Consider the following 19,725-nt stretch of genomic DNA (forward strand, 5'->3'; position numbering starts at 1 on the left):
AGCGAAAATCCTTTTTGGGAAGCATGGACAAAAAGATTGAAGCGAATAGCCCGGCCCCATCCAAGCGGCAGCGAAGGCGGGGAAACGCCCAAAAAAAATTAGGACTTCCTGTCCCCTTTCTTAGGGGAAGACCACTTATCTGTAAGTTCAAGAAAGTTATAATCCAGAGCCGAGGGTTGTTTTTCCAGTTGTTTACCCTGGAAAGCTCTCTGTAAAATATCTTCTATATAATAATCTTCCTCGTTCCCGGCAGGATTGAATTCTTCCTTTAGTGAAATATCAAAGAAGCTGGCAGAAGTGTTGTACCAAAAAGCTCTCCATCCACTTTTGAGATCTTTTACAAGGTCAAAAGTTGTAACCCCGGTTTGACGATGAACTAATTTCACAAGGATCTGTCCTTCAGTTCTTGTTAATTTCTTTAATTCGGCCGAAAATTCGTTCTCAATATAATCCTGAACAATTTTTGTATAACGTTTCCTGTCACGCCTGGACTTTATTTGGTCCAGCCTGCTGTTGAGCTCCACCAATCTTTCCGAAGCCAGTTTAGCGTAAGGATAAACTTTTATGGTTTTTCTGCGAAGAATAAGATATTTACGACGCTCAAGGTCATTGTCGAACTTCAGTCTTCCCAGGATAAGCACCTCATCAAGGTCAATTTGCTTACGCGCAACAGTATCTCCTTCTATTATATAATACTCATAGTCAATTGTATCCTCCACCGGTTCTATAACCTGTGCGAGAACAGACAATGGTGCGAACACGAGAAAAAAGAATAAAAAGTTTTTCAAAATATTCGTTTTCAATACCTGAGCTAAAATCATTCCAAAATTACGTTATCTATAAATTGTCAGCTCTTTAAATCTTATTAAATTCGTCAAAAAGTAAAAGAAATGGGTCAGAAAGAAATTCTCACCGAGGAATCTGTAAGTTTTCTCGAACAGTATTTAAATAATGCCGCGCCTACCGGCTATGAGTGGGAAGGTCAAAAGTTGTGGATGAATTACATAGAACCTTATGTGGATGAATTCATAACAGACACCTACGGGACCGCTGTAGGAGTTATCAACCCCAAAGCAAAATACAAAGTAGTAATAGAAGGTCATGCCGATGAGATTTCCTGGTATGTAAATTATATTACAGACGACGGATTAATTTATGTTATTCGCAATGGAGGAAGTGACCATCAGATCGCGGCTTCTAAAAGAGTAAATATCCACACCAAAAATGGGATTGTAAAAGGAGTTTTTGGATGGCCTGCAATTCATACCCGTGACAAGGAAAAAGAACAGGCTCCAAAGCTGGACAACATATCTATTGATGTGGGTTGCTCCTCAAAAGAAGAAGTGGAAGCTCTTGGAGTACATGTGGGTTGCGTCATCACTTATCCCGATGAATTTTTTATACTTAATAAGGACAAGTTCGTTAGCAGAGCTCTCGATAACCGAATCGGCGGATTCATGATTGCTGAAGTTGCACGCCTGCTAAAGGAAAACAAAAAGAAATTACCATTTGGCCTATACATTACAAATTCGGTACAGGAGGAGATTGGTTTAAGAGGGGCCGAAATGATCACGCAGCGCATAAAGCCTAATGTAGCAATTGTGACCGATGTTACCCACGACACCACCACTCCAATGATCGAGAAAAAAACCAATGGACTTACCAAAATCGGAGACGGACCGGTTATTTCCTATGCGCCGGCCGTGCAAAATAAGTTGAGAAATCTTCTCATCGAGACTGCCGAAGATAAAAAGATCCCATTTCAACGTATGGCCTCTTCCAGAATGACCGGTACCGATACAGATGCTTTTGCCTACAGTAACGGCGGGGTGGCTTCGGCATTGATCTCTCTTCCCCTGCGTTACATGCATACAACAGTAGAAATGGTACACCGTAATGATGTGGAAAATGTAATAAGGTTGATCTATGAAAGTTTATTACAGCTTAAAGATGGGGATACCTTCAGCTATTTCGAATAGCATTCAATAATGACATTTTAAACCTCCTTTTAAAGGAGGTTTTTTTATTTTCTGAAGTTTTCACATTTCTTTACAAGCCATAATTAATGATGAAAGCTATATTTAGAAAAAAAATTCATGGTCCTTTCTTCAGAAGAAGTAGAAGTTCTTCTCTCTAACCCCGATATGACTGCCGAAAAAGCAAATCTCCAGTATATTTCTGAAGATGATCTGTGCATTGTGCGGCGCAAGAGAGGAAAAGGCTACCAATACTTGCAGGAAGGGGAACCTCTTAAAGATGAGAAAGCACTCGATAGAATAAAAAAACTCGTCATCCCGCCTGCCTGGGAAAAGGTAAAAATCTGTCCTTTTTCAAACGGACACTTACAGGTTGTTGGCCTGGATGCAAAACAGAGGAAGCAATACATCTATCATCCCGACTGGACGAAGCTTCGTAATCTCACCAAGTTCTTTAAAATGACCGCCTTTGGCAAGGTGTTGCCAAAAATCAGGGCACAGGTAGATAAGGACCTGGATAAAAAAGGAATGCCACAAGAGAAAGTATTGGCCCTGGTCATTAGACTCATGGAAGAGACTCACATTCGAATAGGGAATGAATCTTATGCCAAACAAAATAAATCATACGGGCTTTCAACATTAAGAAGCCGGCACGTACAGATCTCAAGAGGTGAACTAACATTCAATTTTGTAGGCAAACGCGGTATTGAAAATACAGTTTCATTGCGCGACAAAAAGTTAATAAAACTGGTCAACAAATGCGAGGAGATTCCGGGTTGGGAGGTTTTCAAATATATAGGTGAAGATGGAAAGAAACACAGTATTGATAGCGGAATGGTAAATCAATACATTCAGGAGTTGAGTGGAGAGCTTTTTTCGGCTAAAGATTTTAGAACCTGGAGTGCCACCAAGATCTTTTTTGAAAAATTGAGGGAAACAGGTTTTAATGAAGAAGAAAAGCAGAACAAGAAGAACATATTAAAGGCTTATGACACTGCGGCCGAAGCTTTGAACAACACCCGTAGTGTATGCCGAAGCTATTATGTGCACCCGCATGTAGTTCAATTATATGAAACAGGGGAAATTGTCCCCTATTTCAAAAAAGTGGAAAGAAAACGCACCTCCAAACCAAACCTTTCCCAAACAGAGGAAGTCTTGCTGGAGCTTTTAAAAGATTTTGAAATAGAGACGAACTAGGACTGTTGATTATGCTGCTCGTAATATTCCAACATTTCAACAACATCTTCAACGCTTTTTATCTTATGATCGGAAAAATATTGGTTCATTGCCTTGTTCTTGTTCAGCTCTTTCCTGAAATCTTTTTCCCTTAAGTCTACCTCTTTTAACTTTCCACTTTCATCAAGTAGATAATAAAATTCTTTTACACTGAAATGGGCAGGCTTATATTTATCATAACTTGATCTTGGTTTGACCTCATCCTGAAGATGAGCCATTGGCTTTGAAAGTAATTTTACATTTTCGCCATCATAGTAATGAATGAAGTAACCATTAACCTCCTTTTCTTCGGTAGTCTTTAAATTATGAAATTTAAAACTATATTCCGGTTTCTTGTAAGTAATGTTCTCAAGACTCGGTAATACGTAAATTGAATCTTTCTCTTCTCCCAGTCTTATCTCCACTTGATCCTTAAAAGCATTATAACGCATAAGGATGTTGAGAGTTTTGTCTCCTTCATTAACTACTAACGTTCCCGGTTGAAATTCCTTATTTAGATAATAATGACCGGTAAATTCTCGAGGTATTGTGGTGTGACGGTAAACCTTCACATATTCCTGAAGTGGATTTCCTGGAGTATCTTCAAACGAGGCAATAGGCTGCAGGCCTCCAATACCTTGTACTACGGGAGTGGGTGGATCCGCTTCAGGGCTTTGTGCCGCGGCAGAGGCAAAAGCCGCCACGGCTAGTACTGAAAAGATTAATTTTTTCATTTTTAAAAAGTTGTGGTTAAAAAATTGTTTTGTTAAATATATTAAAAAAAGTGCAAAGATTTAATTCAATGCACCCGATTTAATCTCTTCCACCACTTCAGGATTCAATAAAGTGGAAGTATCACCCAGGTTTTCTGTATCATTGGATGCGATCTTCCTAAGGATCCGCCTCATGATCTTACCACTCCTGGTCTTTGGAAGTCCGCTCACAAATTGGATTTTTTCAGGTTTTGCGATTGGCCCCAGGGTTTGGGAAACAATATTCTTTATTTCCTTTTCCAGTTCTTCTGAAGGTTCAACTTTATTATAAAGGATCACATAGGCATAAAGGGCATTTCCCTTAACCTCATGTGGAAAACCAACTACGGCACTCTCGACCACGTGTTCATGCTCGTCAATAGCATTTTCGATAGCAGCAGTTCCAAGGTTGTGTCCGGAAACTATTACAATATCATCTACTCTTCCTGTAATACGATAATTGCCGGTAGCATCCCGATATGCTCCATCCCCGGTGAAGTATTTGTTCTTAAAAGTTGAAAAATACACCTCTTTGTAGCGTTGATGATCGCCATAAATTGTTCGGGCAATTGACGGCCATGGAAATTTAATGGCCAGCCTTCCTTCCACCGGCTCACTAGTATTAGGGATTTCCTCTCCCTGGTCATCCATGAGTGCCGGTTGCACCCCGGGTAAAGGCAGAGTTGCAAATGTTGGTCTTGTAGGCGTTATCCCTGCCAAAGGTGAGATCATTATTGCCCCGGTTTCGGTTTGCCACCAGGTATCTACCACAGGGCAATTCCCTTTCCCGATATTATCATTATACCAGTGCCAGGCTTCTTCATTAATGGGCTCTCCCACACTCCCCAGAACTTTTAGGGAAGAGAGATCATGGCTTTCAACAAAATTTAGAGGCTGTTTGGCCAGGGATCTTATTGCTGTTGGTGCCGTATAAAAGTGGGTGACCTTTAATTTATCTACAATATCCCAAAACCTCCCGTAGTCGGGATAGCTGGGAATTCCCTCAAACATCACAGTTGTCGCACCAGAAGCAAGTGGGCCGTAGATGATATAGGAGTGACCGGTGATCCACCCAATATCGGCCGTACACCAGTACACATCATCTTTTTCAAGCTGAAATACATTCTGAAATGTATACGTGGTGCCCACCATATAACCTCCCACAGTATGGACCATACCTTTAGGTTTTCCGGTTGAGCCTGAAGTATAAAGGATAAACAACAAATCTTCGGCATCCATGACTTCTGCGGGGCATTCTTTTTCGGCTTTTTGGAGTTCATCAAACCAGAACTTGTCTCTGCCTTCTTTCATGGGGGTAGGCTCCACCGTGCGCCGGTAAACGATCACTGTTTCTATGCCCGGGGTTTCCTCCAAAGCCTTATCGCACATCTCCTTTAAATTCACTTTTTTGGCACCCCTGTATACTTCATTTGCCGTGACGAGCATCTTGCAATTTGAATCATTGATGCGTCGTGCAATAGCCGAACTGGAAAATCCTGCAAAAACAATGGAGTGAACAGCTCCAATACGGGCACAAGCCAGCATTGCAATAGCCAGTTCGGGGATCATGGGCATATACAAACATACCTTATCCCCTTTTTTAATTCCATTATTCTTCAGCACATTGGCAAAATGAGACACTTTCACAAAAAGCTGCCTATAGGTAATATAGCGGGATTCTTCATCGGGATCATTGGGTTCCCATATGATGGCGGTTTTGTTTCCAAGGGTTTCAAGGTGCCGGTCCAGGCAATTTTCGGTAATGTTGAGTTTCCCTCCCTTAAACCATTTCACTTCGGGTTTTTCAAAATCCCATTCCAGGGTGCTGTCCCATTTCTTTTGCCATTTAAAGGTCGTAGCTATCTCATCCCAAAATGCTTCGGGATCTGTGATACTTTTTTTATAAGCTTTCTTATAATCGGCGAAACTGCGCAGTTGTAGATTTTCCATAATCTAAATTTAGGAAAAGCAGCTTCAAAAACAAATATTAAAAATCTACTGATTTCCAAGAGGGTATCTAAAAATGACATTTTTAAAAGGAGTTATTCTGAAGTAATAAATCAAAGGAACAGGCTGTTTATTTTTTGAATTATGTATCTTTAAAGGAGCAGAAGATTAAAAAACTTCATAAAAACCTATGGAATTCATCGATTATTACAAGGTTTTAGAGCTGGATAAAAATGCTACTAAAAGTGATATCAAAAAGGCCTACCGGAAACTGGCCCGAAAGTACCATCCCGATCTCAACCCCAACGACACTGCAGCGCAGAAGAAATTTCAGCAAATTAATGAGGCCCACGAGGTATTAATTGATCCTGAAAAGCGCAAGAAATACGACCAGTATGGCAAAGATTGGGAACATGCCGAAGAGTTCGAAAGACAAAAAGCACAACAGCAACATTATCAGCGGCAGTATTCGGGTGGAAGGCCCGGCGGCTTTGGAGGCGCAGAAAGCTTTACCAGTGGCGGATTCGAAGGAGGGGATTTTTCAGAATTTTTTGAATCCATGTTTGGAAGGGCACAGGGCGGCAGACAAAGGACTACCCGTTTTAGAGGGCAGGATTTTAATGCCGAACTACATATTAATCTTACTGATGTCTACCGAACCCACAAACAAACAGTTACCGTAAATGGTAAAAATATAAGGCTCACTATTCCCGCCGGAGTGGAAAATGGACAAACCATAAGAATTAAAGGCTATGGTGGCCAAGGAATGAACGGCGGACCAAACGGAGACCTTTTAATAACTTTTGCCATTAAAAACAATACATCTTTTAAGCGGGAGGGGAAAAATCTCTACAAGGATGTGGATCTTGACATTTTTACTGCAACTTTAGGTGGTGATCTCACCGTGGACACCTTTGACGGAAAAGTAAAACTAAATGTAAAACCCGAAACTCAGAATGGCACTACCGTTAAATTAAAAGGAAAAGGATTTCCTGTGTACAAAAAAGAAGGTCATTTTGGGGATCTCTTTATCACATATAATTTAAAAATCCCAACCAGGTTGAGCGGCAGGGAAAAAGAACTTTTACAGGAACTAAAAAAACTGCGAAAAAATGGATGACCGATATATCTCAATTATAGAGTTCTGTAACTGGCACCAGCTCGAAGTATCCTTTATTCATACTCTTAGAGAGCATGACCTTATTCAAACCGTGGTAATTGAAGAAGATGAATATATTGAGCAGGAAAAGTTGCAGGACCTGGAGCGAATCATGCGCTTGCACTATGATCTGGAAATAAACCTGGAAGGAATAGACGCCATAAACCATTTACTTGATCGCGTATCGCAACTTCAACAGGAAGTGAGAATCCTTCAGAATAAATTAAGGAGATTCGAAGAGTAAAGTTATTACCGTTCAAAAAGGTAAAATATGATACAAAAAAAGGGAGCCTTAGCTCCCTTTAGTTTTTATTGTAGGTCATCAATTAAAACCCCTGGAAGGTAAGGGAAAGGTAATACTGCTGGCCAATATAACCTGTACCGTAAGCAGTATAATATTCATCACCTCCAATATTGGTAGCCCCTGCCTTGATAACCGAATTAACAGCCAGCAATTCATAGTTCACCTGGGCATCAACAACCGAATAGGCAGGAACCTGGCCATTGGCAAAACTAGCCTGCCATTTGAAAGCATCACTCCACCTGTAATTAATACCAAAACCAAATTTTTCAAATAAATCTGTATTACCAAAAGATATTTTCACTTTGTGTTCGGGAGTATTAAAATTGGTCTGAAAGTCGGGTGCAGAAGATTGATCGAAATCTTCCTGGGCGTAAGTATAATTAGCGCCAAGGTCATAATCGCCAAAGATCTTGGTGGTAAGTCCTAAAGAAGCTCCATATGATTTAACATCTGCCGGAGAATTAGTGTAAGTTTGAAAAACCCGGTAGTCTCCTTGTTGAAGGGCAAGCAATGACAATTGATTATCCCCTACCTGTCCATAAAATGGTACCAGCACATTCTCTGTAGAAATAAAGTCTTCGTAGATATTATAATATGCATTCATATCAAGTACAACCTGCCCCAGCTTTCCTCGATATCCAAGTTCGTAGGCTGTTACTTGCTCCGGTTTTACAAGCTCATTCTCTGCCGCCGCAGGTGCACCGGCTTGTACAGAAGCTACAGAGAAAGAATTTTCGTAGGCGTTTCTTCCCGAAATTTCGGCTGTAGGGCTTCCCGTTACAGCAGCTCCTGTTGCACTTAATTCGAAGGTTCTCACATACCTGTCAAGGTTATCCTCTGCTGAACCTACTAGAATTGCTCTACCTACATCAAGACCAATAAAAAGATCCTGAGTCGTTGGGTACCTGAAACCGGTTTGAACAGATGCCCTAAAATTATGTTCTCTTGAATCCCCTGCAGTATAACCAACAGAAAGTCTCGGGGAGAAATTCCCATCAAACAATTCGGAGTCGTCATATCTAATGGATCCGGTTAATTTAAGGCGCTCATCTATAAACTTCTTTTGAACCTGCGTGTAGATACCATATTCAGAATAGCTGATAGGACCATCATAATCTGTAAAAATAGTTCCGGAGGAATTTAAGCGGTATTGCCGGTAGGATCCTCCCACCTGTACCTCGGCGATGTCACTGGTAAGGTGCGTAAAATTGTAATTTGCATCGACATGTCGAAGCTGGGAAGCATCTGTAAACTGGGATCCGGTAAGAAGATCTGAATCTGTAGTAACTTCCTCAAAAGCCTGTTGAAATTCGGCCGTACCGGGTTCAAATCTACCAGTTTCGGCCACCTGTCTTGCTACCATATGTGCCTGATCCTCTGGAGCACCCTGTATTCTTGCCTGTACAAAAGCCCCGGCATACTGGCCAAACCACTGTGGATCTGTTTTCCAACGTCTGTTGACATTGATCCCGGTGAACCGGATGTCGTAGGAATCCCCCGCATCTTCATCGGTTATATATCCTCTCACGAAGAAATTATTGTTTTGCACCTCGAGTTTGTGTTGTTGTAGAAAGAAATCTTTTAAAGCATATCTGTTTCCTCCCTGGTAGATCGTACTTCCAAAACCGGCTTTCCCAAGATAGCTTATTTCAAAATCATCGGCAAAGGGTCGAAAATGAATGGCAGCATCAAATTTTACGCTTTTTGCTTCATAATCTGTAAGATCCTGTTCTGCATACCCTGTTCGACTTACAGCTTCATCTGGCAACAAGGCTACGGCCTCTTCGGGAATCAATCCGGCGGCTGCAAGCCCCTCTCCTACTACCCGAATGTTTGTACTCACTTCATCACCATAGATATTCAATCCATCATAGTTAGGATGCATTCTGGTTCTGCCAGGGTTTAGGACATCCTCCTGGTTGGTCGCATACCAATCTGTACCTTCTAAGTATGAAAAGTTAACTTTTGCTGCCCATTTATCTGAAAATTTGTGAGCCAGCCTAACTCCAAAATCATAAACCGGGTTAGTACCGGCGGCATCCTGAGAGGTGAATCCTTGCTTGTAATAAGCACTTATTCCGGGAAAATCGAACGGATTCTTGCTCTTCATGAAAAGAATTCCGTTAAAAGCATTAGCTCCATAAAGGGCTGAAGAAGCTCCCGGGAGAAGTTCCACGCTGTAGACATCGAGTTCGGTCATTCCAAGTAAGTTCCCCAGAACAAAGTTTAAAACCGGGGAAGAGTTATCCATCCCATCTACTAACTGCACAAATCTGGGATTGTTGAAGGTCGCAAATCCCCTGGTATTGATCGACTGGAAAGTAAGGCTGTTGGTGTTAATATCGACTCCCTTCAGGTTCTCCAGTCCGCCGTAAAAAGATGCAGAAGGAGTATTCTGAATCTCCTTTAAGCCGTAGTGTTCAATTGTCACGGGGGATTCAAAAATCCTCTCTGGTGTACGCGAAGCTGAAACTACGATTTCATCCAAAGAAGTACCTTCATTAAGAACAATTTCAAGGTTGGCATTGTTCTCGGTCACCTGGATTCTCTTCTCTTCGTATCCCATACTGGACACGGCCAGAGAAAAAGGAGGGTCCTGAGTGACCACAAAGGAAAATTTCCCATCAAGGTCTGTGGCCGTACCCTGGGTAGTTCCAAAGACAATAATGTTTACCCCCGGAATGGGAGAATTGTTGCTGTCCACTACCTTTCCAGAGACGGTTGTCTGGGCCAGGGAAGTGAAAAAACCAAAAATGAAGAAAATGAAAAATAATGGTTTCATACCTGATAATTAATAAGATTAGTCTTGTGAATATAACATAATTATCTAATCCTTAACACTAAACATAAATTTAACATAGTAATTGTTTTAGATTTTACAGATAAAAGGCGTCACTTTTTAATTACTTTTACAGGAAATATAAAAACGCACCTACTATCATGAAAACCCTCACATTAATTTTCTTTGGAAGTTTACTCGTTATTTTCACAGCTACCTGCAGTAACATTTCAAAAGAGGAAGACAAACCGGCTTCAGCTATAATTGAAACAACTATGGAGATCACAGGCACTATCCAGGAACAGGGAATAACTTCTTACCAATACGGCACGCATACCATTACCACTACCAATGATGAGTATTATGCTCTAAAAAGTGAGGCAGTAGATCTCAATGATTTTGTTGAAGAAAAAGTCACTATAGTGGCCGAGAAAATTGAAGGATATCCTGTAGACGGAGGACCGGAATATCTTATGGTATTGGAAGTGAAATAGAGGTAGAAGTGCGAAGTTAGATTTACTACCTTTTAAAACTGGTAGTGGTCAGTGGTCAGGAGAACTTGAATTACCGGTTATTTCCTGTACCATACTCCTTAGACCTTCGATTCTAAGACCTTACCCTTAAAAGATTTTTCGTCGCATCTCCTTTCTACCGAATGAAGATGCGACGAGAAATGACAAATAATTTATGTGTTACATGCAGAGCGGGAGAAAGCGAAGTGGAGAATCTATTAATAAGCACGAGGATCCTGGTGGGATGTGATTTTTTTTACCTCAAAAAGAACCACTCCACATAAAGGCACCCCTCCGGAGGAGGGGGTAAGACTAAAACTAAATTGCCAGTAATCATTTCGCTTGATCACAAGTCAGGTAAGTGAATTAGGTGCCTCTTTAGAACTCTTAATTCCTGAGTCTCTTATCTATTCAGATATTCGGCCACATTCTTCTCAATCCTCTCTTCAATATTGGAAATATCGGCTTTGATGAATTGTTCTCCTGTTATTTGTTCGTAGAGCTCGATGTACCTTTCAGAAACTGAGCTGATGTATTCATCACTCATTTCAGGGATTTGCTGTCCTTCTTTTCCCTGGAAACCATTCTGAATTAGCCACTGCCTTACAAATTCCTTGGAAAGTTGTTTTTGAGGTTCTCCCGAAGCCAGCCTGTCGGGATATTCTTCAGCATAGAAATAACGGGAAGAATCTGGAGTGTGGATCTCGTCAATTAGCACTATTTCACCTTCGGAAGTTTTTCCAAATTCGTACTTGGTATCCACCAGGATAAGACCATTATCTTTGGCCAGTTGGCTGCCGCGAAGGAATAGTTGTCGCGTATACAATTCAAGAGTGTTGTAATCTGCTTCAGAAACAATGCCTTTTTCAAGGATCTCTTCCCGTGAAATGTCCATATCATGTTCTCCCGATTCGGCTTTTGTAGTTGGAGTAATGATAGGTGCGGCAAAAGCTTCATTTTCCTTCATCCCTTCGGGCATATGTACCCCGCACAGACTACGTTTGCCACTTGCATATTCACGAGCCGCATGGCCGGTGAGATAACCACGAATGACCATCTCCACCTTGAAAGGTTCACATTTTTGCCCAACTGCAACATTAGGATCTGGGGTAGCCTGTAACCAGTTTGGTACAAGATCTTCTGTGGCCTTCATCATTTTTGTAGCAAGTTGGTTGAGAATTTGCCCTTTGTAAGGAATCCCTCTTGGCATAACAACATCAAAAGCCGAAAGCCTGTCGGTCACAATCATGACCAGGCGGTCATCTTCAAGGGTATAAACATCCCGGACTTTTCCCTTATACACGGCCTTTTGACCGGGAAAATTAAAATTTGTAGAGGTAATGGTATTCATTAAAATAATAGATTATAATAAAAGATCCCACAGGGGTGAGGTCTCAGAAATGTCATTTTTATTCAGCGTTTTCTATTCGTTTGTATGCAGCAATGATCTTCTTGACCAGCTTATGACGAATAACATCCTTGTCATCCAGGTGAATTATACCTACCCCATCTACATCCTGTAACACGAGAATAGCTTCTTTAAGCCCTGAAATTACTCTTTTGGGAAGGTCGATTTGTCCTGGATCTCCGGTAACCATGAATTTGGCGCTTTTACCCATACGGGTAAGGAACATCTTCATTTGAGCGTGAGTAGTGTTCTGGGCTTCATCCAAAATTACGAAAGCATGATCCAGAGTTCTACCACGCATAAAAGCCAGAGGCGCAATTTGTATGACACCTTTTTCGATATAACTTTCGAGTTTTTCATGAGGAATCATATCCCGCAGCGCGTCATATAATGGTTGCATATAAGGATCCAGTTTTTCCTTTAAGTCTCCGGGTAAAAATCCAAGATTCTCCCCTGCTTCCACGGCAGGTCTGGTAAGGATGATCCTCTTTACCTGTTTCTCCTTAAGGGCTTTGACAGCCAGGGCTACTCCTGTATAGGTTTTTCCTGTCCCTGCAGGACCAATGGCAAAAACCATGTCATTTTTCCTCATGAGCTCCACCAGGCGACGTTGATTGGCCGTCTGCGGCTTGATCATCCTGCCGCTAACTCCATGAACCAGTACTTCCCCGCTTTCATTGGTAGTATCGTACTCTTCCCTGCTTTGGCTGGTAAGCACCCTCTCAATCGCATTTTCATCTAAGCGGTTGAACTTTCCGTAATGGTCGATCAACATATTGAACCTCCTGTCGAATTCTTCAAGCATTTCCTCGTCACCGTAGATGCGAAGTTTATTGCCTCTTGCCACAATTTTTAGCTTTGGAAAATATTTCTTAAGCAGTTCAATATGTGAGTTTTGTTCTCCGAAAAAATCCCTCGGACTTATTTCAGAAAGTTCAATGATAAGTTCGTTCAAAAGCGACCGGATTTAATTTAAAAAATGAGTTAATTATCTTTAGATTTGCATTACAAACTTAAATAAATAAAGGTTTAAGTTAGGAAAAATATTATTAGAAATTGCCCATGGCCATAATTACCTTAACGACAGATTTTGGGGAAAAAGATCATTTTGCAGGGGCAGTTAAAGGAGCCATTTATACAGAGTTACCTTCGGCAAGAATTGTAGACATTTCCCACTCTATCGCTCCCTTCCATATTACAGAAGCTTCCTACATCATAAAAAATGCCTACAAAAGTTTTCCTGAAGGCAGTATCCATATAATCGGGGTGGATTCAGAATTAACACCTGAAAATAAGCACATTGCCCTAAAACTTGACGGGCATTATTTCATTTGTGCCAACAATGGAATCCTTTCTTTAATTGCTTCGGAATTTGTGGCCGAAAAGATCGTGGAGATCAACATACATGACAAGGTGCAGAGCAATTTTCCCGTGCTCGACGTTTTTGTAAAAGTAGCAGGACATCTTGCCCGCGGAGGCACCCTGGAAGTTATAGGAAAAACCATCCCCGAAATAAAACAGCTTAAGGAAATGGAACCCCTGGTCAACCTGGAACAAAACCAGATCAAGGGCAACGTGATCTACATTGACAATTATGGAAACGTGGTCACCAATATCCCGAAAAAGCTGTTTGAAAAAGTTGGGAAAGGCCGTAGATTTAGTATGAGAGCCAGAACGGCTAATTTTACCGAAATTTTTAGCACTTATAGTGAGGCCATTAATTTTGATACCGATATGATCAACAGGGAGGATGGCAAGAAACTAGCAATCTTTAACTCCGGCGGATATATTGAACTGGCGATCTATAAAAGTAACCCAAGTACGGTGGGCAGTGCCTCCACCCTATTTGGACTGGAATACCGGGATACGGTGACGATAAATTTTGAGTAGAAGGGTGAAGAACCGGGAGCCAGGACTTAAAAAGCTGCAGGTTGCATGTTGCCGGTTGCGGGTTGCATGTTGCAAAATTTTCGTTTTACCCCTTCCCTAAAGGGAGCCGAAATTTTGAATTAGATTTGAAAGGTTGGCCGTAACTTGTCAGGTTGAGCCCGACCGCAGGGAGGAAGGTCGAAGCCGGTTTGGAAAAAGAGCAAGAAACAAGAACCAGGAGCCAGGACTTAAAAAGCTGCAGGTTGCATGTTTCCGGTTGCGGGTTGCGAGTTGCATGTTCCCTGTTGCAATTTGCAAATGAGTAAATGATCACTCGACTTCACTTCGACTCCGCTAAATGCAGCCTGCTCGGGGTCACATTGTATAAAAGGTGGACTTATAATGTAGTCCTGCTATTTGTTTATTGTTTATTGTTTATTTAAAATTTAAGAATGTTAGTACGCATAGTTAAAATGACTTTTGAACCTTCAGAAACTGAAGCTTTTCAGAAGTTGTTTGACAGGAACAGAAGTAAGATAAGAGGTTTTGAGGGCAATGAATTCCTTGAGCTTTATCGCGATAAGAACAATAAAAATATATTTTTCACGTACAGTTACTGGAAAGATGAAGAGGCGCTGGAAAATTACCGTGTATCTTCACTTTTTAAAGAGGTATGGAGCGAGACCAAAAAAATGTTTTCGGCCAGACCTGAAGCCTGGAGCGTAGATAAGGTTTGGACCTCCGGTCCAGTAGGCAGTTCGCAGGAATAAGTTGGGCAGTAGGTCGCTTAAGAAAATCAGGAGTCAAGAGACAAGACTTTTAGGATTAGTGATTGTTGGTTGGAATTGGAATGCGATATGGGTTGATGCCAAAGAAGAGACCTCCCGACTCGGCTCTAGGTGACATTGCAATAAAATTTAGAACTTAATGCCCGGAATTTTTTATTATACTTTAATCCTTTAACATTAAACATTTACAAGTTGTTTGCAATTTTAAAGAAAGAAATAAACTCATTTTTCGCCTCTCCCATAGGCTACCTGGTTATTGGACTTTTCCTGGTGGTCAACGGGCTTTTTCTCTGGGTTTTTAAAGGAGATTACAACATTTTTGACAGCGGTTTTGCGAATCTTGAACCTTTTTTCACCCTGGCGCCATGGATCTTTCTTTTCCTCATTCCCGCCATTACAATGAAAAGCTTTTCCGAAGAAATAAAGCAGGGGACACTGGAATTACTACTCACCAAACCATTAAACACTATAGAGCTCGTTTTGGGTAAATATTTTGGTGCACTTTCCCTGGTGATCCTGGCTCTTTTGCCAACCTTATTATATATTGCTGCGATTTACTCCCTGGGACGGGCAGAGAACCATCTGGACTGGGGAGTACTCATAGGATCCTACTTTGGACTTTTATTTCTTGGAGCCTGTTATACTGCTATAGGAATTTTTGCATCTATTCTTTCTCCAAATCAAATCGTATCGTTCATCCTGGCAATCTTCCTTTGCTTCATTGCCTATTTTGCTTTTGAAGCCATTGCAAATCTTAACTTATTTAACAGTAGATATTTAAACGTTGAAGATCTGGGTCTCAGTGCACATTATGAAAGCATAAGCCGCGGGATCGTTGATACCCGGGATTTAATTTATTTTCTAAGTTTGATCTTCTTTTTCCTTGCCCTCACAAACCTGAGTCTCAACAACAAAAAATTATCCTGAAGTGAAGTTTCAAAAATCACATTTTTCAAAGACTTTTTTGTTGCTGCTTGTAATTGTAGTGATCAATGTAATCTCCTATAATTTCTATGGAAGATTTGACCTCACGGCCGATCAACGTTATACCCTTTCTGAAGCCTCAAAAGAGATCATTTCCAAAGCTGAAGCCCCCATAATCGTTGATGTTTTTTTAGAAGGAGAATTTCCACCAGAGTTTAGAAGGCTACAGGCAGAGACAAGACAGCTGCTGGAAGAATTTGCTGCTGTGAACCCGCAGATCAATTTTCGGTTTACAAATCCGCTGGAGGAAGGCGGAAATGCCAATGAGGTCGCAACCCAGTTCTACGAAATGGGAATGACCCCGGCACGCATTAATGTGGTTGAGAACGGCCGTACCAGTGAGGCCATTGTCTTCCCCTGGGCTATGGCCAATTTTGGAAATAAATCTGTTGCTATTCCCTTACTAAAGAATCAGCTGGGTGCAACTACCGAAGATCGGGTTGCAGCCTCTGTGCAGCAACTGGAATATGCCTTTGCCGATGCTTTTTCAAAACTTCTGGAGCCAAAACGCAAAAAAATTGCCGTAATGCGGGGCAACGGGGAATTACAGGACCGCTACATAGCCGATTTTGTTAAGAGCATTCAGGAATATTATTACATAGCTCCTTTTACACTTGATTCTGTGGCTACAAATCCGCAGGGAACGTTAGCGCAGCTAAAGGAGTACGATCTCGTCATAGAAGCAAAACCTACAGAACCTTATACCGAAGCCGAAAAACTGGTGCTTGACCAGTACTTAATGAACGGTGGGAAAAAACTGTGGCTGGTTGAACATGCAGCTATGGAAACCGACAGCCTTTTCTCTCCCGCAGGAACTGCTTTTGCCCTGCCGCGCGACCTCAATCTGGGAGATTACTTTTTTAAATATGGGCTGCGTATTAATCCTACTCTCGTAAAAGATCTATATTCGGCGCCGATTATTCTGGCCACCGGCAGTGGAAGTGAAGCACAGTTTAACCCTTACCCCTGGTTCTATTATCCACTTTCCTCCTCGCCTTCAGCTCATCCAATCGTCAATAATCTGGAAGCGGTAAAGTTTGAATATGCCAGTCCTGTTGACATCCTGGAAAACAGCATTAAAAAAACGGTTTTGCTCTCTACTTCCCCACGTACTGCCGTGGTTGGACTTCCGCGGGAGATAAGTCTGGAAGAAATTACGGCAGAGCCCGATCTTTCTGAATTTGCTTCAGGAGAGCAGCCTTTGGCAGTCATGCTGGAAGGAGAATTTAATTCTGTCTATGAGAATCGGGTGCTGCCTTTTGAGCCAGATAACTTCCGAAGCAAAAGTCAAGAGACAAAAATGTTGGTGATAAGTGACGGGGATGTCGTTAAAAACCAGTTACAGCGGGGGGAGCCTCTTGCGCTTGGGTTTGATCGATTTACGGGAACCACCTATGGCAACAGGGAATTTCTACTCAACGCCGTGAATTACCTCCTGGATGACAGAGGCCTTTTAAACATTAGAAGCAAAGAGGTGAAAATAGCATTTTTGGATCCCGAAAAAGTGGAAGAATCAAAAGGTTTTTGGCAGGTGATGAATATATTGCTTCCGCTTGGCCTGCTGGCCTTGTTTGCAGGACTTTTCGGGCTCATACGGAAGAGAAAATACACCAGGAAGTAAAATGCTTCCGTCAAAAGCGCGGTTTATTAACAATTGCGAAGCTCTTAAAAATATAAAGTGCTGAAAATGGTGTTTTTAGAAGGTATTTTCAACGATTTCCTGTTAATAAAAAATACCCGCTGCTTTCCTGCTTTTTAAAGGATTAGGATATATTTGTATCCAGATTAACTTATTACCAAGCCAATGAAATTTATTGTATCGAGCACATATTTGCTGAAACAGCTACAAATACTCGGGGGAGTGATCAACAACAACAACACCCTGCCCATTCTGGATAATTTTCTTTTCGAACTAAATCAAGATGAACTCACAGTTTCTGCGTCTGACCTGGAGACTACCATGTCTACCAAACTTACCGTGGAATCTGAATCTGAAGGGAAGATCGCAGTCCCTGCGCGTCTTTTGCTCGAAACTTTAAAGACTTTTCCGGAACAGCCTCTAACTTTTGTGGTAGAAGACAACAACACTATTGAGCTTAGTTCCAACCATGGAAAATACGCGCTGGCTTATGCCGGTGGCGAGGAATTCCCTAAAGCGGTAAGCCTGGAAGAACCCAGCAGTACTACTATCGAGGGAGATGTATTGGCAACAGCAATTAGTAAAACTATTTTTGCTTCGGGAAATGATGATCTAAGACCTGTCATGAGTGGGGTCTTCTTCCAATTTACCCAGGACCACCTTACGTTTGTGGCTACAGATGCTCACAAGCTGGTAAAATACTCCAGGAATGATATTGCAGCTTCGCAAAATGCTGAATTTATCATGCCTAAGAAACCTTTGAACCTTTTAAAGGGAATTCTTTCAGGATCAGATTCTGAAGTGCTTATCGAATACAACGAATCGAATGCACGTTTCACCTTTGAAGATACTACTTTGGTTTGTCGTCTTATCGATGGAAAGTATCCTAATTATGAAGCTGTGATCCCTAAGGAGAATCCAAACAAGCTGGTTATTGACCGCGGACAATTCCTTAGCTCTGTAAAAAGGGTTTCTATCTTCTCAAACAAAACAACCCACCAGGTGCGTTTGAAGATCGCCGGAGCAGAATTAAATATTTCTGCGGAAGATGTTGATTACAGCAACAAAGCCGAGGAGCGCCTTACCTGTTCATACCAGGGAGACGATATGCAAATTGGTTTTAACTCCCGTTTCCTTACTGAAATGCTTTCAAACCTGAACGCAAATGAAGTACAGCTGGAAATGAGCCTGCCAAATCGTGCCGGAATCCTTACTCCCGTTGACGGACTGGATGAAGGAGAGAAAGTGACTATGCTGGTAATGCCGGTAATGCTGAACAACTAAAGCTGCGCTTTAGTTGTTAGACCGCTGCCTGCGGCAGCTGTTAGACTAAGACAGGAAACCCTCCAAAAATTGCATTTTTGGAGGGTTTTTTTGTTTATATTCATTCCCCTCCTTCGGAGAGGTGGACGTAGGTCGAGGTGGGTTGTCAGGCGTTGGATCTCTTCTGTCTAAAACATAATCCTGTAATCTAAATACTGATTTCCCTTCGTAACTCTGATTTCATTTTCTATGCCGCTCCTTCCGGAGCTCATAATATCCACCTAAGAATCTGCTATAAATATTTCGCTCCACCAGAGCTTATCATTTAAACTAAATATTATGCGGTCACAAAATTAAGCCTCAGAGAGGTTAATTCACAGGAACCGGTAACAGAACTGCCTGCTAATGACTGCAACTGCTAACTTTTTCCTGAACACTGATCACTATTTAATAATCTCTATCGTCAAAGGATAAGAAGGTATCTCTCCGTTATTAACCTTGATCGCGTTAAGGATAGGGAAAACTATAGCAATAATTCCGATTCCTATTAGCAACAAGATCCCAATTCCGAATAACAGGATTAGCGGTATGGAGATAATCGAATAGATAAAAATAGAGATCTGAAAGTTCAGGATCATTTTTCCATGGGCGTCCATCCCTAAGACCTTGTCCTTTTGGGTAAGCCAAATCACCAGCGGAACAATAAATCCACCAATCCCGGTCACCAGATCCAGTAATTGACTAAGGTGCGTAAGCATTAATAACTGCCTGTCTTCTCTCATAATAGTTGCGTTTGAATATTCCATTTTTTGATTTGATTGATGATTCTATAACAAATATACGCTTTAATATAGTACTATGTTATAAAAGATACGTGAAAATTTAAATTTTGCGGTTCCCTGTTCCCGGTTGTCGGTTCCCGGTTGTCGGTTCCCGGTTGTCGGTTCCCGGTTGTCGGTTCCCGGTTGTCGGTTCCCTGTTGCCTGTTCCCTGCTGCCTGTTCCCGGTTCTCGGTTGTCGGTTCTCGGTTGTCGGTTCTCGGTTGTCGGTTCTCGGTTGCCTGTTCCCGGTTGCCTGTTCCCGGTTGCCTGTTCCCGGTTGCCTGTTCCCGGTTGCCTGTTCCCGGTTGC

Annotated in this window: 18 protein-coding genes; 10 read left to right on the forward strand and 8 right to left on the reverse strand. The window is 41.7% G+C overall.

Features of this window, described 5'->3' with window-relative positions; translation table 11 throughout:
- Positions 1 to 98 precede the first annotated feature (98 nt).
- Positions 99 to 788, reverse strand: coding sequence for a DUF4294 domain-containing protein (locus tag OU683_RS16420; RefSeq protein ID WP_442800860.1), 690 nt, complete (start codon positions 786 to 788; stop codon positions 99 to 101).
- A gap of 102 nt (positions 789 to 890) precedes the next feature.
- On the opposite strand from OU683_RS16420, the gene OU683_RS16425 reads away from it, so the two are divergent.
- Complete coding sequence (locus OU683_RS16425) at positions 891 to 1,979, forward strand: M42 family metallopeptidase (protein WP_268140302.1); 1,089 nt, start codon at positions 891 to 893, stop codon at positions 1,977 to 1,979.
- A gap of 117 nt (positions 1,980 to 2,096) precedes the next feature.
- Entirely contained in the window at positions 2,097 to 3,173 is a 1,077-nt protein-coding gene (locus OU683_RS16430) for a DNA topoisomerase IB (RefSeq protein WP_268140304.1), read from the forward strand.
- On the opposite strand, the gene OU683_RS16435 is transcribed toward OU683_RS16430, so the two are convergent.
- Together OU683_RS16435 and acs are read right to left on the reverse strand one after the other, a co-directional pair.
- Positions 3,170 to 3,925 carry a hypothetical protein gene (locus tag OU683_RS16435; RefSeq protein ID WP_268140306.1) on the reverse strand — a complete coding sequence of 252 codons (756 nt, stop codon included), beginning with the start codon at positions 3,923 to 3,925 and terminating at the stop codon, positions 3,170 to 3,172. The two genes, OU683_RS16430 and OU683_RS16435, sit on opposite strands and share 4 nt — an antisense overlap.
- A 60-nt stretch (positions 3,926 to 3,985) precedes the next feature.
- Positions 3,986 to 5,893: an acetate--CoA ligase gene (gene acs, locus OU683_RS16440; RefSeq protein ID WP_268140309.1), complete on the reverse strand. Its 1,908-nt coding sequence runs from the start codon at positions 5,891 to 5,893 to the stop codon at positions 3,986 to 3,988.
- A 187-nt stretch (positions 5,894 to 6,080) separates the two neighbouring features.
- Between acs and OU683_RS16445 the strand changes: the two genes are divergently transcribed.
- Positions 6,081 to 7,010 carry a J domain-containing protein gene (locus tag OU683_RS16445; RefSeq protein WP_268140311.1) on the forward strand — a complete coding sequence of 310 codons (930 nt, stop codon included), beginning with the start codon at positions 6,081 to 6,083 and terminating at the stop codon, positions 7,008 to 7,010.
- Entirely contained in the window at positions 7,003 to 7,293 is a 291-nt protein-coding gene (locus OU683_RS16450) for a chaperone modulator CbpM (RefSeq protein ID WP_228914462.1), read from the forward strand. Before OU683_RS16445 ends, OU683_RS16450 begins: the two co-directional genes overlap by 8 nt.
- Positions 7,294 to 7,375: 82 nt before the next feature.
- Here the strand turns inward: OU683_RS16450 and OU683_RS16455 are convergent, their stop codons facing one another.
- On the reverse strand, positions 7,376 to 10,135 hold the full coding sequence (locus tag OU683_RS16455; RefSeq protein ID WP_268140314.1) for a TonB-dependent receptor: 2,760 nt from the start codon (positions 10,133 to 10,135) through the stop codon (positions 7,376 to 7,378).
- 158 nt (positions 10,136 to 10,293) lie between these two features.
- Here OU683_RS16455 and OU683_RS16460 point away from each other — a divergent pair, with 158 nt between their 5' ends.
- On the forward strand, positions 10,294 to 10,626 hold the full coding sequence (locus tag OU683_RS16460; RefSeq protein ID WP_268140316.1) for a hypothetical protein: 333 nt from the start codon (positions 10,294 to 10,296) through the stop codon (positions 10,624 to 10,626).
- A 421-nt stretch (positions 10,627 to 11,047) separates the two neighbouring features.
- Here the strand turns inward: OU683_RS16460 and OU683_RS16465 are convergent, their stop codons facing one another.
- Both OU683_RS16465 and OU683_RS16470 read right to left on the reverse strand, forming a co-directional pair.
- Positions 11,048 to 11,995 (reverse strand): phosphoribosylaminoimidazolesuccinocarboxamide synthase, encoded by a 948-nt coding sequence (locus OU683_RS16465; protein ID WP_268140318.1) that lies wholly within the window; start codon positions 11,993 to 11,995, stop codon positions 11,048 to 11,050.
- 58 nt (positions 11,996 to 12,053) lie between these two features.
- Positions 12,054 to 13,007, reverse strand: a complete 954-nt coding sequence (locus OU683_RS16470; protein ID WP_268140320.1) for a PhoH family protein — start codon at positions 13,005 to 13,007, stop codon at positions 12,054 to 12,056.
- Between the two features lie 107 nt (positions 13,008 to 13,114).
- Between OU683_RS16470 and OU683_RS16475 the strand changes: the two genes are divergently transcribed.
- The 5 genes from OU683_RS16475 to dnaN all read left to right on the forward strand — a co-directional run bounded on the left by OU683_RS16475 (position 13,115) and on the right by dnaN (position 18,616).
- Positions 13,115 to 13,942, forward strand: coding sequence for an SAM hydrolase/SAM-dependent halogenase family protein (locus tag OU683_RS16475; protein WP_268140322.1), 828 nt, complete (start codon positions 13,115 to 13,117; stop codon positions 13,940 to 13,942).
- A gap of 431 nt (positions 13,943 to 14,373) precedes the next feature.
- Complete coding sequence (locus OU683_RS16480; protein WP_268140324.1) at positions 14,374 to 14,691, forward strand: putative quinol monooxygenase; 318 nt, start codon at positions 14,374 to 14,376, stop codon at positions 14,689 to 14,691.
- A 210-nt stretch (positions 14,692 to 14,901) separates the two neighbouring features.
- Positions 14,902 to 15,636 (forward strand): gliding motility-associated ABC transporter permease subunit GldF, encoded by a 735-nt coding sequence (gldF, locus tag OU683_RS16485; RefSeq protein ID WP_268140326.1) that lies wholly within the window; start codon positions 14,902 to 14,904, stop codon positions 15,634 to 15,636.
- A 1-nt stretch (position 15,637) separates the two neighbouring features.
- Complete coding sequence (gene gldG, locus OU683_RS16490; RefSeq protein WP_268140328.1) at positions 15,638 to 17,314, forward strand: gliding motility-associated ABC transporter substrate-binding protein GldG; 1,677 nt, start codon at positions 15,638 to 15,640, stop codon at positions 17,312 to 17,314.
- Positions 17,315 to 17,497: 183 nt separating this feature from the next.
- Positions 17,498 to 18,616 carry a DNA polymerase III subunit beta gene (gene dnaN / locus OU683_RS16495; RefSeq protein WP_268140330.1) on the forward strand — a complete coding sequence of 373 codons (1,119 nt, stop codon included), beginning with the start codon at positions 17,498 to 17,500 and terminating at the stop codon, positions 18,614 to 18,616.
- A gap of 422 nt (positions 18,617 to 19,038) precedes the next feature.
- On the opposite strand, the gene OU683_RS16500 is transcribed toward dnaN, so the two are convergent.
- Entirely contained in the window at positions 19,039 to 19,377 is a 339-nt protein-coding gene (locus OU683_RS16500; protein ID WP_268140336.1) for a DUF4870 domain-containing protein, read from the reverse strand.
- A gap of 74 nt (positions 19,378 to 19,451) precedes the next feature.
- Positions 19,452 to 19,725 (reverse strand): hypothetical protein (locus OU683_RS16505; RefSeq protein WP_268140332.1); only part of this gene is annotated, 274 nt, incomplete at its 5' end.

The sequence above is a fragment of the Salinimicrobium sp. TH3 genome, assembly GCF_026676115.1.
GTDB lineage: Bacteria > Bacteroidota > Bacteroidia > Flavobacteriales > Flavobacteriaceae > Salinimicrobium.

What these genes read in the sequence shown, in the direction of transcription:
- OU683_RS16445 (WP_268140311.1), top strand. Translation starts at nt 6,081, where the DNA reads ATGGAATTCATCGATTATTACAAGGTTTTAGAGCTGGATAAAAATGCT.
- dnaN (WP_268140330.1), top strand. Translation starts at nt 17,498, where the DNA reads ATGAAATTTATTGTATCGAGCACATATTTGCTGAAACAGCTACAAATA.
- OU683_RS16425 (WP_268140302.1), top strand. Translation starts at nt 891, where the DNA reads ATGGGTCAGAAAGAAATTCTCACCGAGGAATCTGTAAGTTTTCTCGAA.
- OU683_RS16475 (WP_268140322.1), top strand. Translation starts at nt 13,115, where the DNA reads ATGGCCATAATTACCTTAACGACAGATTTTGGGGAAAAAGATCATTTT.
- OU683_RS16435 (WP_268140306.1), bottom strand. Translation starts at nt 3,925, where the DNA reads ATGAAAAAATTAATCTTTTCAGTACTAGCCGTGGCGGCTTTTGCCTCT.
- OU683_RS16430 (WP_268140304.1), top strand. Translation starts at nt 2,097, where the DNA reads ATGGTCCTTTCTTCAGAAGAAGTAGAAGTTCTTCTCTCTAACCCCGAT.
- acs (WP_268140309.1), bottom strand. Translation starts at nt 5,893, where the DNA reads ATGGAAAATCTACAACTGCGCAGTTTCGCCGATTATAAGAAAGCTTAT.
- OU683_RS16455 (WP_268140314.1), bottom strand. Translation starts at nt 10,135, where the DNA reads ATGAAACCATTATTTTTCATTTTCTTCATTTTTGGTTTTTTCACTTCC.
- OU683_RS16500 (WP_268140336.1), bottom strand. Translation starts at nt 19,377, where the DNA reads ATGAGAGAAGACAGGCAGTTATTAATGCTTACGCACCTTAGTCAATTA.
- OU683_RS16480 (WP_268140324.1), top strand. Translation starts at nt 14,374, where the DNA reads ATGTTAGTACGCATAGTTAAAATGACTTTTGAACCTTCAGAAACTGAA.
- OU683_RS16460 (WP_268140316.1), top strand. Translation starts at nt 10,294, where the DNA reads ATGAAAACCCTCACATTAATTTTCTTTGGAAGTTTACTCGTTATTTTC.
- OU683_RS16450 (WP_228914462.1), top strand. Translation starts at nt 7,003, where the DNA reads ATGGATGACCGATATATCTCAATTATAGAGTTCTGTAACTGGCACCAG.
- OU683_RS16465 (WP_268140318.1), bottom strand. Translation starts at nt 11,995, where the DNA reads ATGAATACCATTACCTCTACAAATTTTAATTTTCCCGGTCAAAAGGCC.